Source organism: Hydrogenimonas thermophila (assembly GCF_900115615.1).
Taxonomy (GTDB): Bacteria; Campylobacterota; Campylobacteria; order Campylobacterales; family Hydrogenimonadaceae; genus Hydrogenimonas; species Hydrogenimonas thermophila.
Genome location: NZ_FOXB01000001.1, coordinates 1 through 14773 on the forward strand (window position 1 = coordinate 1; position 14773 = coordinate 14773).

15 protein-coding genes are annotated in these 14773 nt (G+C 28.5%); all 15 read left to right on the forward strand.

From position 1 onward, the window contains the following. Positions 1 to 255, forward strand: a 255-nt coding sequence (locus BM227_RS12655; RefSeq protein WP_177201930.1) for a hypothetical protein, incomplete at its 5' end; no start/stop codon positions are given. After that, complete coding sequence (locus tag BM227_RS00010) at positions 252 to 938, forward strand: nucleotidyl transferase AbiEii/AbiGii toxin family protein (RefSeq protein ID WP_092909631.1); 687 nt, start codon at positions 252 to 254, stop codon at positions 936 to 938. The genes BM227_RS12655 and BM227_RS00010, both read left to right, overlap by 4 nt. A gap of 163 nt (positions 939 to 1101) precedes the next feature. Further along, the gene (locus BM227_RS00015) at positions 1102 to 2436 is read left to right on the forward strand and encodes a UDP-glucose dehydrogenase family protein (RefSeq protein ID WP_092909634.1); all 1335 of its coding nucleotides are present in this window, start codon (positions 1102 to 1104) and stop codon (positions 2434 to 2436) included. A 10-nt stretch (positions 2437 to 2446) separates the two neighbouring features. After that, the gene (tviB, locus tag BM227_RS00020; RefSeq protein WP_092909637.1) at positions 2447 to 3760 is read left to right on the forward strand and encodes a Vi polysaccharide biosynthesis UDP-N-acetylglucosamine C-6 dehydrogenase TviB; all 1314 of its coding nucleotides are present in this window, start codon (positions 2447 to 2449) and stop codon (positions 3758 to 3760) included. A gap of 189 nt (positions 3761 to 3949) precedes the next feature. Next, positions 3950 to 4813: a glucose-1-phosphate thymidylyltransferase RfbA gene (gene rfbA, locus BM227_RS00025; protein ID WP_092909640.1), complete on the forward strand. Its 864-nt coding sequence runs from the start codon at positions 3950 to 3952 to the stop codon at positions 4811 to 4813. Between the two features lies 1 nt (position 4814). Then, positions 4815 to 5030: a hypothetical protein gene (locus BM227_RS00030; protein WP_092909643.1), complete on the forward strand. Its 216-nt coding sequence runs from the start codon at positions 4815 to 4817 to the stop codon at positions 5028 to 5030. Between the two features lie 84 nt (positions 5031 to 5114). Beyond that, positions 5115 to 6176 (forward strand): dTDP-glucose 4,6-dehydratase, encoded by a 1062-nt coding sequence (rfbB, locus tag BM227_RS00035; RefSeq protein ID WP_092909645.1) that lies wholly within the window; start codon positions 5115 to 5117, stop codon positions 6174 to 6176. Positions 6177 to 6217: 41 nt separating this feature from the next. Next, positions 6218 to 7711, forward strand: a complete 1494-nt coding sequence (locus BM227_RS00040) for an AAA family ATPase (RefSeq protein ID WP_092909648.1) — start codon at positions 6218 to 6220, stop codon at positions 7709 to 7711. Beyond that, on the forward strand, positions 7711 to 8562 hold the full coding sequence (locus BM227_RS00045; RefSeq protein ID WP_092909651.1) for an HNH endonuclease: 852 nt from the start codon (positions 7711 to 7713) through the stop codon (positions 8560 to 8562). The genes BM227_RS00040 and BM227_RS00045 overlap by 1 nt, the downstream gene beginning before the upstream one ends. A gap of 93 nt (positions 8563 to 8655) precedes the next feature. Next, a complete protein-coding gene (locus BM227_RS00050; RefSeq protein ID WP_092909654.1) occupies positions 8656 to 9837 on the forward strand; it encodes an ATP-grasp domain-containing protein in 1182 nt (393 codons plus the stop codon). A gap of 28 nt (positions 9838 to 9865) precedes the next feature. Further along, the gene (locus tag BM227_RS00055) at positions 9866 to 10585 is read left to right on the forward strand and encodes an amidohydrolase family protein (protein ID WP_143089665.1); all 720 of its coding nucleotides are present in this window, start codon (positions 9866 to 9868) and stop codon (positions 10583 to 10585) included. Continuing rightward, positions 10582 to 11223 carry an RraA family protein gene (locus tag BM227_RS00060; RefSeq protein ID WP_092909659.1) on the forward strand — a complete coding sequence of 214 codons (642 nt, stop codon included), beginning with the start codon at positions 10582 to 10584 and terminating at the stop codon, positions 11221 to 11223. Before BM227_RS00055 ends, BM227_RS00060 begins: the two co-directional genes overlap by 4 nt. A gap of 409 nt (positions 11224 to 11632) precedes the next feature. Further along, a complete protein-coding gene (locus BM227_RS00065) occupies positions 11633 to 12721 on the forward strand; it encodes a DUF262 domain-containing protein (RefSeq protein ID WP_177201931.1) in 1089 nt (362 codons plus the stop codon). 2 nt (positions 12722 to 12723) lie between these two features. Beyond that, a complete protein-coding gene (locus BM227_RS00070; RefSeq protein ID WP_092909663.1) occupies positions 12724 to 13851 on the forward strand; it encodes an AAA family ATPase in 1128 nt (375 codons plus the stop codon). Between the two features lie 50 nt (positions 13852 to 13901). Further along, a complete protein-coding gene (locus BM227_RS00075; protein ID WP_143089666.1) occupies positions 13902 to 14768 on the forward strand; it encodes a hypothetical protein in 867 nt (288 codons plus the stop codon). Positions 14769 to 14773 lie beyond the last annotated feature (5 nt).

Sequence of the window (14773 nt, forward strand, 5' to 3'; positions counted from 1 at the left end):
GCTGGTGAACTGATAGAGGCAGGAATGCCAAGAGCCGTATTGTGGAACAATGCAAAAGATAAAAAAGTTCCCATTGATATCTTTATCGTCTCGACACTTCAAAAAGCCTATAACGATTTTGTTATCGATAAACTTGTAGAGTTTTTTGGTGAAGAAAAAGTGCTTACTGCTTTGATCAAGCATAGAGATCATCTATCTGATAGACTGATACAAAGTGTGCTTTCTCATATCAAGACACTTCCTCAAAGCGCATGATTAATCCTCAAACAAACACACTTCTGAAGCGATTCAAAGAGATTCCGCTTTTTAAAGAATATCGAGCGATTCTGATTGGCGGTACCGCTTTGGCGTATCATGTTGGACACAGAGAGAGTTTCGATCTGGATATCTGTTTTCCTTTCGCAGATACGCTACCGACATTGGATTTTTTAACTCAATTTGAAAATGTGATTCCTATCGAGTTTGACCAGGGCATTATTGATACGGCTATCAATGAAGGCGGCGATATCCACGAAATAATGCAGCGTTTCATCATCGATGGAGTTAAAGTCGATTTTATGATCAATCCTTCCAGCAACATTTATGAAAGTGAAATACTCCAAAAAGATGATGCCCTCCCTTATGGGTCATTACATATCGCTTCGATAGAAAGTATTTTCAAACTTAAATCCCTATTGCTTCTCGATCGTAATAAGATCCGGGATCTTTATGATGTGGTTTATCTGATCAAACACAAAGGATTTACCGGAAAAAATCTAATCGAAACGATCAGATACTATCGTATCACTTATCTTCCCGAAGATATTGTTCAACTGATCCAAGCAAAAAAAGAAGATCCGTTTGATACGGAGGGAGTAGAGAATCCGGCGATAGAGCTTGTGGAGTATGAAGTACTCAAACAAACTCTTTTAGAAGAATTACTCAAACAATTAGGGTGAACTACCAATTGCTAAAGACAATTAGGTAGTGAAATTAATTGTAAAAAGCATAATAAGCAGGTCAAAGGTTTACTTTTTCAATTAACCAACTTTAATCATCTTCAAAGTCAAATCAAAATAAAATACAACACTTAATTATAACTTCCAAAGGACTTTAGTTAAAATGAAACTAAGCATGGTAGGCACCGGCTACGTAGGTCTGGTAACAGGCACCTGCTTTGCCGAGATGGGCAATAGCGTAATCTGCGTAGATATAGATGAAAACAAAATAGAAAAACTAAAACAAGGTATTATTCCCATCTATGAGCCGGGCCTAGAGAGTATGGTCAAAGAGAACTATAAAAAAGGTACTTTGGAATTTACTACAGACATTAAAGAGGCTCTAAAAAAATCAGATGTCATCTTCATAGCAGTTGGAACCCCTCAAGGTGAAGATGGAAGTGCAGATTTACAATATGTCCTAAAAGTTGCCCAAGATATTGGTAAATATATGACTCATAAAATGATTGTAGTAGATAAATCAACTGTTCCAGTAGGAACTGCTGATAAAGTAAAAGAGACAATCCAAAAAGAGTTAGATAAACGTAAAGTAAATATTCCTTTTGAAGTAGTAAGTAACCCAGAATTCCTAAAAGAGGGCTCTGCTATTGAAGATTTTATGAAACCAGATCGTGTAGTAATCGGTGCTGAAAATGAAGAGACTTTGGAAGTTATGAAAGAACTATACGCTCCATTTACCCATAACCACGAACGCTTCATAGCAATGGATGTAAGAAGCGCTGAGATGACTAAATATGCAGCTAACGCAATCTTGGCTACAAAAATTAGCTTTATGAATGAGATAGCAAACATCTGTGAAAGAGTAGGAGCAGATGTAAATAAAGTACGCATAGGAATAGGAAGCGATAAACGTATAGGCTATAGTTTCATCTATCCAGGTTGCGGTTACGGTGGAAGCTGTTTTCCTAAAGATGTTCAAGCTCTAAATAAAATAGCTCTAGATGCAGGATATAAACCAAGAATTATCCAAGCAGTAGAAGAGGTAAACAGAGATCAAAAAAGAGTACTTGCCCAAAAAGTAATAAAAAGATTTGGTGAAGATTTAAATGGAAAAACATTTGCCATCTGGGGACTTAGCTTTAAACCTGAAACTGATGATATGAGAGAGGCTAGCTCTATTACAATCATAAATGAACTCACTAAAAGAGGTGCTAAAATAAAAGCTTACGATCCTAAAGCAATGGATGAAGCAAAAGAGTTTTACCTAAAAGATAATCCAAACGTAGAATATACTCAAAGCAAATATGATGCACTAAACGGTGCTGATGCAATGCTTTTGGTTACAGAGTGGAAAGAGTTTAGAAGCCCTGACTTTGATGAGATGAAACAGAGACTGAAAAATCCTATCATCTTTGATGGACGAAACCAGTATAACATTGAGAAGATGAATAAAAAAGGGTTTGAGTATTATCAGATTGGGGTGCCAGAAAGTATATGAGGAACTATTAATGAGTAATTACAATATAAATATAAAAAATCCAAAAATAGCAATAATAGGTCTAGGTTACGTAGGGCTTCCCCTTGCCCACGCATTCAGCGCTAAATTTAAAGTAGTAGGTTTTGATATTGCTCAAAGCAGAATAGATGAACTCAGAAATGGTTACGATAGAACCTTGGAGTTAAGTGAAGAGCAGGTTAAAGAAGCTATCTCCAATGGAATGGAGTTTACAAATCAATTAGAAGATATTAAAGATTGCAACATCTACATAGTAACAGTTCCAACTCCAATAGATGAGCATAAAACCCCAGACCTGACACCGCTGAAAAAAGCGAGTGAAACCATAGGAAAAGTTCTGAAAAAAGATGATATTGTAATCTATGAGTCAACTGTTTACCCAGGAGCTACAGAAGAGGTTTGTGTTCCTATCTTGGAAAAAGTAAGCAGACTAAAATTTAATGAAGACTTTTTCTGTGGCTACTCTCCTGAGCGTATAAACCCAGGCGATAAAGAGCATACAGTTACAAAAATCTTAAAAGTAACATCTGGTTCAACTCCAGAGGTTGCAAAATTCATAGATGATCTATATAAAAGCGTAATAAGTGCAGGAACCCATTTGGCTCCAAGCATAAAAGTAGCAGAAGCTGCTAAAGTCATAGAGAATGCCCAACGAGACATAAACATAGCATTCGTAAATGAATTGGCTCTTATCTTTGATAAACTGGGCATAGATACACAAGATGTCTTAAAAGCAGCCGGAACAAAGTGGAACTTCTTACCTTTTAAACCAGGACTTGTAGGAGGTCACTGCATAGGAGTTGATCCTTACTACCTAACATACAAAGCAAAAGAGGTAGGCTACCATCCAGAAGTCATTCTAGCAGGTAGAAGAATAAATGACAATATGGGAATTCATGTAGCTAACAAAGTAGTAAAACTGATGATCCACAAAGGTCACACCATAAAAGGCTCCAGAGTATTAGTACTTGGAATAACATTTAAAGAGAATTGTCCAGACATCAGAAACAGTAGAGTAATAGATGTCATTAGAGAGCTTCAAGAGTTTGGTTGCAATGTAGATGTTTATGATCCTTGGGCGGATAAAGAAGAAGTAAAAAGAGAATATGATATTGATCTTTTACAAATAACTAATAACCAATTACCAATAACAAATTACAACTCTATCATTTTAGCAGTGGCACATAATGAATTTAAAAAACTAAATGATATAATCCAAAATTTAAATTCGGATATTAAAGACTCTTTAGTAGTTTATGATATTAAAGGAATTTTAGATAAAAATAGTGTTGACAATAGATTATAGTTTAAATATAAGGATAAGTTAAATGTTACCAACTAAAATGTTAATAGGCTTTTTTTTAATTTATATTTCAATATTTTTTATTGATTTTAGAAAAAATAAAGCTTTAACTGTTTTACTTTTTTTAATAGGAATATTTTATTCACTTAAAAATATATAATTTTAAATAAGAAAATAAGGAATATTATTTGCATGAAAGGCATCATTTTAGCAGGTGGAAGCGGAACAAGACTTTACCCTGTAACTAAGACTATAAATAAACAACTACTTCCAATTTACGATAAACCTATGATCTACTATCCGCTTTCAGTTTTGATGCTTGCAGGGATAAAAGATATTTTACTTATCTCAACTCCAAAAGATTTATCAAGATTTGAAGAGTTATTGGGTGATGGTGGCAATTGGGGGATCAACCTTTCCTATAAGGTACAGAAATCACCAGATGGTTTAGCAGAAGCGTTTATAATAGGTGAAGAGTTTATAGGTAAAGATAGTGTTTGCTTGATTTTAGGTGATAATATCTTTTATGGGCAAGGGTTTTCTCCTGTTCTTCAGAGATCAGCTAAATTAGAAGATGGAGCTATTGTTTTTGCATACCAAGTAAAAGATCCACAACGATTTGGTGTAGTAGAGTTTGATGAAAATAGACAAGCAATAAGCATAGAAGAGAAACCCAAAAAACCAAAATCAAACTTTGCTGTTACTGGTTTATATTTTTACGATAATGATGTAGTTGAGATTGCTAAAAATGTTAAACCTTCAGATCGTGGTGAATTAGAGATCACATCTGTAAATGAAGAGTATCTAAAAAGAAGAAAGTTAAAAGTAGAGCTTTTAGGGCGCGGGTTTGCTTGGTTAGATACAGGAACGCACGATAGTTTAATAGATGCAAGTCAATTTGTACAGACAATCGAGCATCGTCAAGGTTACAAAATAGCCTGTTTAGAAGAGATAGCTTACCGAAATGGATGGATAGATAAAGAGAAGGTACTTGAAATTGCAAAGCCATTAAGTAAAAATGGATATGGCAAATATCTTCAAGAATTGGTGAAATAGTATGGCTAAAATAGATAAAGTTAAAGAATTTATTGGTTTTTTAAAAGCTGTTTTTATTACATCTATTGTTATTATGTCTTCGTTAATAGCATATTTATATAATAAAAACATTGAAGATAATTATTTGGTTGTGGTTGCACTATTGATTGATTTTGTTATTATCGTGTTATTGTTTAAAAAAATAATCAAAGAGATAAATCTATTGGAGGACTTATAATGAATGCATTTGAAATAGGGTTAAGTATAGGTATGGTTGCATTAATATATATTACATACGAAATACTAAAATATGAACCGTTAAATGAAAAGTAGTAATAGTAATATACTTATAACCGGTGGAGCAGGATTCATAGGAAGTAATTTCATTCCATACTTTTTAGAAAAGTATCCAAACTATAAACTCATAAACTTAGATCTTCTAACTTACGCAGGAAACCTTGAAAACTTAAAAGAGGTAGAAGAACATCCAAGATATAAGTTCATAAAGGGAAATATCTGCAATAGAGAGTTGGTAGAGTATATATTTAAAGAGTATGACATAAGAGGTGTCATTCACTTTGCAGCAGAGAGTCATGTAGATAACTCTATAAAAAACCCAGGGGTCTTTGTAGAGACAAATGTAAATGGAACATATACCCTTATAGATGTAGCAAAAAATTACTGGATGGAAAAACCATTTACTTACAAAAAAGAGTATGAAAATTGTAGATTCCACCATATATCTACAGATGAAGTTTATGGAACATTAGGAGAGACTGGACTATTTACAGAAGAGACTCCATACGCACCAAACTCTCCATACAGTGCAAGTAAAGCAAGTAGCGATATGATAGTAAGAAGCTACCACCATACTTACGGCTTAAATACAATCATAACAAACTGTTCAAACAACTACGGACCAAAACAGCACGATGAAAAACTCATACCAACTATCATAAGAAATGCTTTGCAAGGAAATCCCATACCAATCTATGGAGATGGGAAAAATATAAGAGACTGGCTATATATACTAGATCACTGTAAAGGAATAGACTTAGCTTACCATAAAGGCAAAGCAGGAGAGACCTACAACATAGGAGGAAGAAACGAAAGAACAAACATCTATATAGCAGAAAAAATTTGTGAAATATTAGATGAACTTCTACCTATAGAAAAAAATAAAAAATTTAATTCATCATCTATCATCCATCATCCATCATCTTACAAAAGTTTAATAACCTTTGTACCTGATCGTCCCGGTCACGATAGACGCTATGCTATAGATGCTACTAAAATAGAAAAAGAACTTGGCTGGAAAGCAGATGAAAATTTTGAAAGTGGAATAGTTAAAACAGTAAAGTGGTATTTGGAGAAATATTTATGAAAATTCTACTAAGTAATACGATAATAAGGTTATAAAAAGATATGCAATTAACTTTTTTTGTCATTCCAAATAATACTTGCTTTCCAGAAACTGGAAAATCTCAAGTATATTTAAGAATAGATAATTGGAATGATTATAGTTATAAAACTTTGTATGAGATTGTTTTATTTGATGAAAAAGGCAACAAGCGTGAATTAGGATATGTAAAAATTGCTAATTTTGGTCAAACTACAGAAGAGAGAATAGAGTTACCAAAACAGTTTGAATTTTTGGATGAAAGATTTTTTTCTTTAGGTCAAAGTGATCATTATTATTCGACTCTTATGACACTAGAACGACAATTGAGAGAAAAGTTTCTTAGAAATATAAATGATATAGTTTTTAATGAAGAACTGCTTAAAAAGGCTTTAGACGAGGATGTAACAACTACATCATTACTTCGAGATACTAGTTTAACCACTATAAAAGGACAGTACCGACGAATACTTAATGACGGTGCCATACTTACTAGATATAATTTTGCGTATGAAACAAAACAAACAAATAATGAAGCTGGGTATAGATTGGAATTTAAGGTAGAGCCAGAATCTAATCCACCTACAAATATTCATGTACTCATAGGTAGAAATGGTGTAGGTAAAACACATCTGTTAAACAATATAGTTAAAACACTTATCAAAGAACCAAGCAATAAAGGTAGATTTGATTATATATCTGATAAGCAGAATGAAGGATATTTTTTCTCAAGAGTTGTTTCTGTGTCATATAGTGCATTTGATCCATTTAAACCATATATAAAAACAGAGGGTTTAAGATATGAATATATTGGCTTAAAAGAGATTAGAAAAGATAATATAACATCATTAAAAAATCGCGATCAATTAACAATTGAATTTGTAAAAAGTTTTGAGCACTGTTTTCATGTGGGCAAAAAAGATAGATTAAAAAAAGCTATATCATCTTTAAACTCAGATCCGTTATTTGAAGAGCTTGAGATAACTTTATTATTAGAACAAAATTGGGATGAAAATAAGATTAAATATATATTTGATAGATTAAGTTCTGGACATGCTATTGTCTTGCTCACTATTACCAAGTTAGTAGAAACTTTGGAAGAAAAAACTTTATTACTTTTAGATGAACCAGAGGGGCATTTACATCCACCACTTTTGTCTGCTTTTATAAGAACACTATCTGATATTTTAAAAGATAGAAATGCTGTTGCTATTGTTGCTACTCATTCACCTGTAATAGTTCAAGAGGTACCACGCAGTTGTGTTTGGAAATTGAGTAGATTTGGCTTAGAAGCAAAAGCTGAAAGAGTAGATACGGAAACTTTTGGAGAAAATATAGGGACATTAACTCGTGAAATATTTGGTTTGGAGGTTAGCAAATCTGGTTTTCATAAGCTATTAAAAGATGATGTTGAAAATGGATTAACTTATGAGCAAATAATTCAAAAATATAGTAATCAATTAGGTTTTGAAGCAAGGCTATTACTTAGGGCTTTATTGTCTGATAAGGATATTTTTTAATGATATATATAGCTTTTTCCGATGAGATAAAACCAGTAAAAAGTTATATGACTTGTGTCCATAGTATAAAAAAATCTATAGATAAAGATAAGTATTATAGAGTAGTTATAAACTATGCACTTATGGTAAAAAAATATATAAGGTATGCTATAAATGGCGACTTATATATTTTTAGTAATCATAAGGGAATGTTGTCTTATAAAAATCTTTTTAACACTGACGATATATCAACAGATGATTTGAAAAATTTATATACTAAAATGGTTGACAATAAAGAACCAAGAAAAATATATAACAAATTAATCTCATTGGCTCCATTAGATAGATGTCCATACTGTGGTATAGGACAAGTTAGCACACTTGATCATTATTTACCAAAAAGTAAGTTCCCAACTTTTTCTGTTTTACCTTACAATTTAGTTCCATCTTGTAAAGATTGCAATACTGGAAAAGGTCAAAGTTTTACAACTGTAAAAGAAGAGCAAACTTTACATCCATATTATGATGATTTTACAAAAGAGCAGTGGCTGTTTGCAGAAGTACAAAAAACTTCTCCAGTATCTGTAAAGTTTTTTGTAAAGGCTCCAAATAAGTGGGATGATACTGATAAAAAAAGATTGGAGAGCCATTTTAAAAACTATAATTTAGCTAAAAGATTTGCCATAGAAGCTTCTAATGAGTTAGCAACTATTAGAGAAGAATTTAAACTTTTTCTAATGAGTGAACAAGATAGAAAGTCGGAATTAAATAAAAGATTTATGACTTATAATAAAAGATACATAAATTCTTGGCAAACAGCCTTGTATCAAGCATTGGTAAATAGTGATTGGTATTGTAAATATGAACTTTAAAATACAAATTATATATCGGTATATTTTATTCAAATATACTATAATTGCTAATATTAAATAAGGTTATTAAAATTAATTAACAAGGTATTTTCAATGAATAAAAAAATAATGGTTATAGGTGGTGGTAAGTGGCAAATTCCAATAATAAAAAAAGCAAAAGAATTAGGCAACTATGTAATATGTACAAATTTATATAAAGATTCTTTAGCTTTTAAATATGCAGATAAATCTTTTGTTGTAGATGTTTTGGATAGAGAAAAAAATTTAGAAATTGCATATAAAATAAAACCTGATGGTATTATAACAGATCAAAGTGATATAGCTGTAAAGACAGTAGCTTATATATCTGATCAATTAGGTTTAAAAGGTGTAGGAACTGATATAGCCGAATTATATACTAATAAATTTAGAATGAGAAAAGAATTAAATGTTAAAAATCTTTTTCATCCGCGATATAAATTATGTGAGTCTTTAGAAGATGTCATTGAATTTTTTAATGAAATACAAAATTCTATAGTAATCAAGCCATTATCAAATCAATCTAGTCGTGGTGTATTTAAAATTGATTCAATTGAAAAATTAAAAGAAAAATTTGATATAACAATGAGTTTTTCTATAAATAATAAAATATTAGTTGAAGAATATATTGGAGGAGTTGAACTAACTGCTGAAGGGTTCAAATCACCTGATAGGCATTATACATTAGCAATTTCAATTAAAGAACATTATAAAAATTTGCCATCAGTTGCTAAATCATTAACTTATAAGTATAAATTTAATGAGTTTGATAAAAAAACTCTTGAAAATATAAATGATAACCTTTTTAGTAAACTTTCTTTTGGTATTACACATGTGGAGTACAAGTATTATAATAGCAAATTTTATCTTATTGAAGCGGCAATAAGAGGTGGCGGGACAAAAATTTCTTCTCATATTATTCCTGTAATATCAGGCGTAGATGTAAATGAATTATTAATCAAATCTGTTTTAGATGAAGAAATTTATATTAAAAAAAATGAAAATAAAAATTTTGTAATTCTAAAATTTTTTGATTTTAAAACTGGTAAAGTATTAAAAATTCATGGGATAGAATATCTAATTAATAATAAAAATATTATTGATTTTGATTTTGAATTTAAAGAAGGTGATTTTATTTCATCGCCAAATGATGATAGAAGTAGATTAGGGTATTTTATAGCATATGCAAATTCAGAAGAAGAATTAGAACATATTGTTAAAAACATTGATAAAAAGGTATACCTAGAATATGTTTAAAATATTTGACTCACATATACATTTTAATATGAAAGAAAAAGATATAGTTAGTGACTTTAAAAAACAAGCAGAAACTTTAGATGGATTTATTTTAATTTTAAATAATCAAGAAGAAAAAAAAATTTTTGAAAAAAATTTTTTAAAAGATTTTATTTATCAATTTCCTTTGTCTGCAATTGCAATCAATTATGAATTAGCAAATTATGAATTTTTAGAAAAGATAAATAATAATGGAATAACTTTAGGTATTAAACTACATCCAAGATTATCCAACATTACAAGAGATAAATTTACAAGAGTTGTAAATGTTATAGAGCAAATTGATCCTGAGTTTATTATTATTGACTGTTTTTACTATGGTTCAAGCCTTGAAACTCATATAAATTTAGATTTGTCAATATATATTGCAAAATATTTTAAAAATAATAAAATACTATTAGCTCATAGTGGTGGACATAAAATTTTAGAATATATGCTTTATACAAGAGATTTAAAAAATATTTATTATGATTTATCTCTTACTTCAAATTATTTAAGATATACTTCTGTAAGATTAGATATGATTAATTTTATAAAATTTAATTACTCTAAGATTTTCTTTGGTTCAGATTACCCAGATTTTAGTATTGAGTCTGCAGTTGATATTTATTTAGATTTAACTAAGGAAGCAAAGCTAAATTATGACAAAATAAACTTGATTTTTGAACAAAACTTTGTATCATTTCTAAATTTGGAGGGTAAATTATGAAAAATCAGATTATAGATTTTATAAAAAGAAATAGAGTTTCATCTACAGAAATAGCAGATTGTTTAGGTAAACAAGGTGCTATATTTAATGCCAATGCAATTAATAAAGGACATTTTGCAGTTGGAAATGTATTTTATGCTTATGCAATTAATGGAACAAACTGGGATGTTCATGAACAAATTCAGACAGTTAATGATGGTGATATAGTTTTTATTGAAGCTTTTGATAATTTAGATAAAGCAATTTTTGGTGATTTGGTTTCAAAATATTTGCTTCTTTATAAACAAGCAAGTGCAATTGTTACAAATGGACTTTTAAGAGATGCACCAAGACTTATAAAAGAAAATTGGAAGATATGGTGCAAAGGATTTAGTCCTGTTGGATATATAAATGATAAGGTTGAGTTAAGTTCAGAGCAAAATAAAATAATAAAAAAACATAAAGAAAAATATCAAGGGGCAATTGCTGTCTGTGATGATACTGGTGTAGTTATTATTCCAAAAGAATATCATACAAAATCTTTTTTAGAAAGAATTGAGTTTATAGAGCAACAAGAAGATATATGGTTTGATTGTATTGATAGGAGAAAATACTCAACATTTGAAACAGTTTGTTTAAAAAAGTATAAAAGTCAATAATTATGAAAGGACTTTAAATAAATTAGATAGGTTATTAGAAAAACAAAGTAAGAGGAAAATCAAAATAACTACAGAGTTTCCTTTTATTGGAAGAGGAAATGTTTTAAGAGATGGGATTATTACGCATTAAAAGATTAATCAAGAGATAGATAAGATTTTAGGGTAAATTATGCAGATAAAAGATGTGTTTGAATTTTATCAAGAGTATATCAAACCGACTTATGCAGAAATAGAATCGAAAAGAAATCAAATATCGATTGAACTTTTGTTTGAAACATATGAATCATTTGATCATCTAAAAAGATTTTATTTTAGATCAAGAAAATTAAAATAAAAAATAAAAATAGTATAAAAGATTTATCTAATTAAAAAAAATTATGAGAAATAATTTTTTATACAAGGAATGAAAATGACACAAGAGATTGAAATAGTAGATGATATAGAAAAAGAAGAGTTGAGTAATATAAGTGAACCATATGATGTGTCTAAAATAGATATTTTAAATGAACCTGAATATGTTGACAGAATGATAAAAAAGTATGAAAATAAAGAGCTTATTTTGAATCCTGATTTTCAAAGAAATGAAGTTTGGAATGATAAACAAAGAAGTAGATTAATTGAATCTATTTTAATAAAAATACCAATTCCAAGTTTTTATATAGATGCAAGAGATGAGAGTAGATGGATAGTTATTGATGGATTGCAAAGATTAAGTAGTATTATAAGATTTACAAAAAATGAATATCCATTGAAAAATCTTGAGTTTTTAAAAGAATTAGAAGGAAAATATTATAAAGATTTAGATAGAAATTATCAAAGAAGAATAGAAGATTATAAGTTGACACTTTATTTAGTCAGACCAAATACTCCAGAGGAAATAGCTCTTAATATTTTTACTCGTATTAACACTTTAGGATCACCTCTTTCTCCTCAAGAATTAAGACATGCTATTTATAATGGTAAATCAACAGAATTATTAAAAGAAATAAGTAATTCAAATATTTTTAAAAAAGTAGTCTCACCAACTTCTGCTATGACAAAAAGGATGGCAGATAGGGAATTAATTCTTAGGTTTTTGGCTTTTAAAATTCATAAATATGAAAATTATCCAAAATCAAATAATTTATCTGTTTTTTTAGCAAATACAATGAAAGGTATTAACGATATGAATGATAAAGAAATTGATAAATTAAAAAATTATGTTTATAGTGCTTTAGAAAAAACTTTTATAGTATTTAATGAATATTCTTATAGAAAAATTTATCTGGTTGATGACAAAAAAAGACCTATAAATAAATCTCTTTTTGAAACAATTAATTATTTCATTGTTGATTATAGTGATGAGTATTTAATTTCTAACAAAAAAGTAATAGAAAAACATTTAAGAGATTTATTAACAAATGATAAAACATTTGAACTTTCTATCTCACGATCAACTAATAATTATGATAATGTAATGTATAGATTTGATAAAATCAAAAATATTTTTAAGGTTTGAAAATGAAAAAAATAACACTAAAAAATTTTAAATGTTTTGAGCATCAAGAAGTGGAATTTAAAAATTTGACTGTATTATCAGGAATAAATGGTAGTGGAAAATCGACTATTATTCATAGTTTGCTTTTATTATTACAAAGTAATCAACCTTATTATAGTTTAGTTTTAAATGGTTATTATCTTGAAGCTGGAGTTGCTAAAAATATTTTGTATCATAATGCAAAAGAAGATATTATTTCTTTCCTTTTAGAGTTTGACAAAGGGAGTGTAGAGTTTAGTTATATGGTTGATGAAGCTAATGAAAGAATTATTTTTAAAAATAAAGATATAAAAAATACTTCAAATGATAAACATTTAGTAACTTCGCAAGAAGAATTTATTATGAGGCGATATTATATAGAAAATTTTGTATCAAAAGTTATAGATTTTATTAGTGCTGATAGGTATGGTCCAAGACTACAATATCCTGTTAGTAATATGAGTAAAAAAGTTGGTAAATTTGGAGAATTTACTCCTTATGTTATCAATGAATATAAAGATGAAATTATTAAAAATAAAAATATTTATTTCAACAAAGAGATTAAAAATAGTTCACTATTAAGTGAAATTAACCATTGGCTTTCATATATTTTAGATGGTGCAAGAATAAATACTAAAACATTAGAAGAGGTAAATATATCACTTCTTGAAATTACAAATTATCCTTCAAGCATCTTAGATTTTACATCTCCTGTTCATATGCCATATGGTGCGAGTTATATACTACCTATAATAGTAAGTTGTTTAATGGCTTCTTTTGTAAATAAATCTATAGTAATTATAGAAAATCCAGAATCTCATCTTCATCCATCTGCTCAATCAAAATTAGGAGAGTTTTTTGCTATTTGTGCAAATGCTGGGATTCAGATTATATTAGAAACTCATAGTGATCATATTATAAATGGAATAAGAAAAGCAGTAAAAAAGGGTATTATTTCAAATAATGATGTATTATTTAACTTTTTTTCAAAGGGTGATAATTTAGGTGAGCATAAATTACATAAAATAGAAATAAATAAAGATGCACAACTTTCTCATTGGCCAAAAGGCTTTTTTGATCAATATGAAAATGATTTAATGGATTTGTTATGAAATATATCTATTTAAATCAAATATGCTTAGAAAATTTCAAAAGCAGTTTAATGAATGAAACTATAATAGAATTTTTTAAAAATTTGATTTATTTATTAAAAAATTTAAGGGAAATTGAAGTAGAAATTATTTTTGATTCTAACATTTCTCAATTTAAATATAATAATCAAAGTTTGTATTATTTTTTAAAAAACTTGCCAAGAGATATGAAAGAAATATTATTGGTAAAAATTACTAAGAATATACCGTTTTGTTCTAATGAGTTTGATGAGTATAGTGATAATGAAAATATAGTTTTAGGTGATTGTAAAATTAAAGAGATGAATATAGATATCTTAGATAGTTTTTTAGCTTGTGCTTTGTATCATAATGCACCAATTTTATCTACAAAATTGTGCGATATAGAAGAGCTTACAAAAGAATATATATTTATTGAATGTAAAAATAATAGTCATAAATTAGCTAATTTTTGTATAGAAAATAAAAATGAAATTGTTGATTCATTAAATAAAAACTATCAAAATGAAATAAATAATTGGCAAAAATGGAAAGAGTCAATTAATGTTTTGTATAAATTTGTTAATATTACTGATGAATGTTTTGAAGAATTATGTAAATATAGCTTTAATTCAGTTTATGGTAAAATAGTTAGAAATTTTATGAAAAATATTGATTATTATATTAAAAAAAATGAATCTATACATTTAGATTTTTCAAAATGTTGCTCAAATACAAAAATAGAATCTGACACAAGATTGATTAAATTTAAAAGAGAATTAAGTATAGTAAATTGCAATGGAAATAAAGAAATTGCAAATTGGCATACTTGGATAAATAAAGATTTTAGATTATATTTTACTATTGATAAAATTAATAATAAAATTTGTTTTATAAAATTTTGTAAAAAAATAATATAAGAGAA

Coding starts and splice junctions, on each gene's coding strand:
- BM227_RS00010 (WP_092909631.1), top strand. CDS start 252: ATGATTAATCCTCAAACAAACACACTTCTGAAGCGATTCAAAGAGATT.
- BM227_RS00015 (WP_092909634.1), top strand. CDS start 1,102: ATGAAACTAAGCATGGTAGGCACCGGCTACGTAGGTCTGGTAACAGGC.
- tviB (WP_092909637.1), top strand. CDS start 2,447: ATGAGTAATTACAATATAAATATAAAAAATCCAAAAATAGCAATAATA.
- rfbA (WP_092909640.1), top strand. CDS start 3,950: ATGAAAGGCATCATTTTAGCAGGTGGAAGCGGAACAAGACTTTACCCT.
- BM227_RS00030 (WP_092909643.1), top strand. CDS start 4,815: ATGGCTAAAATAGATAAAGTTAAAGAATTTATTGGTTTTTTAAAAGCT.
- rfbB (WP_092909645.1), top strand. CDS start 5,115: ATGAAAAGTAGTAATAGTAATATACTTATAACCGGTGGAGCAGGATTC.
- BM227_RS00040 (WP_092909648.1), top strand. CDS start 6,218: ATGCAATTAACTTTTTTTGTCATTCCAAATAATACTTGCTTTCCAGAA.
- BM227_RS00045 (WP_092909651.1), top strand. CDS start 7,711: ATGATATATATAGCTTTTTCCGATGAGATAAAACCAGTAAAAAGTTAT.
- BM227_RS00050 (WP_092909654.1), top strand. CDS start 8,656: ATGAATAAAAAAATAATGGTTATAGGTGGTGGTAAGTGGCAAATTCCA.
- BM227_RS00055 (WP_143089665.1), top strand. CDS start 9,866: ATGAAAGAAAAAGATATAGTTAGTGACTTTAAAAAACAAGCAGAAACT.
- BM227_RS00060 (WP_092909659.1), top strand. CDS start 10,582: ATGAAAAATCAGATTATAGATTTTATAAAAAGAAATAGAGTTTCATCT.
- BM227_RS00065 (WP_177201931.1), top strand. CDS start 11,633: ATGACACAAGAGATTGAAATAGTAGATGATATAGAAAAAGAAGAGTTG.
- BM227_RS00070 (WP_092909663.1), top strand. CDS start 12,724: ATGAAAAAAATAACACTAAAAAATTTTAAATGTTTTGAGCATCAAGAA.
- BM227_RS00075 (WP_143089666.1), top strand. CDS start 13,902: ATGAATGAAACTATAATAGAATTTTTTAAAAATTTGATTTATTTATTA.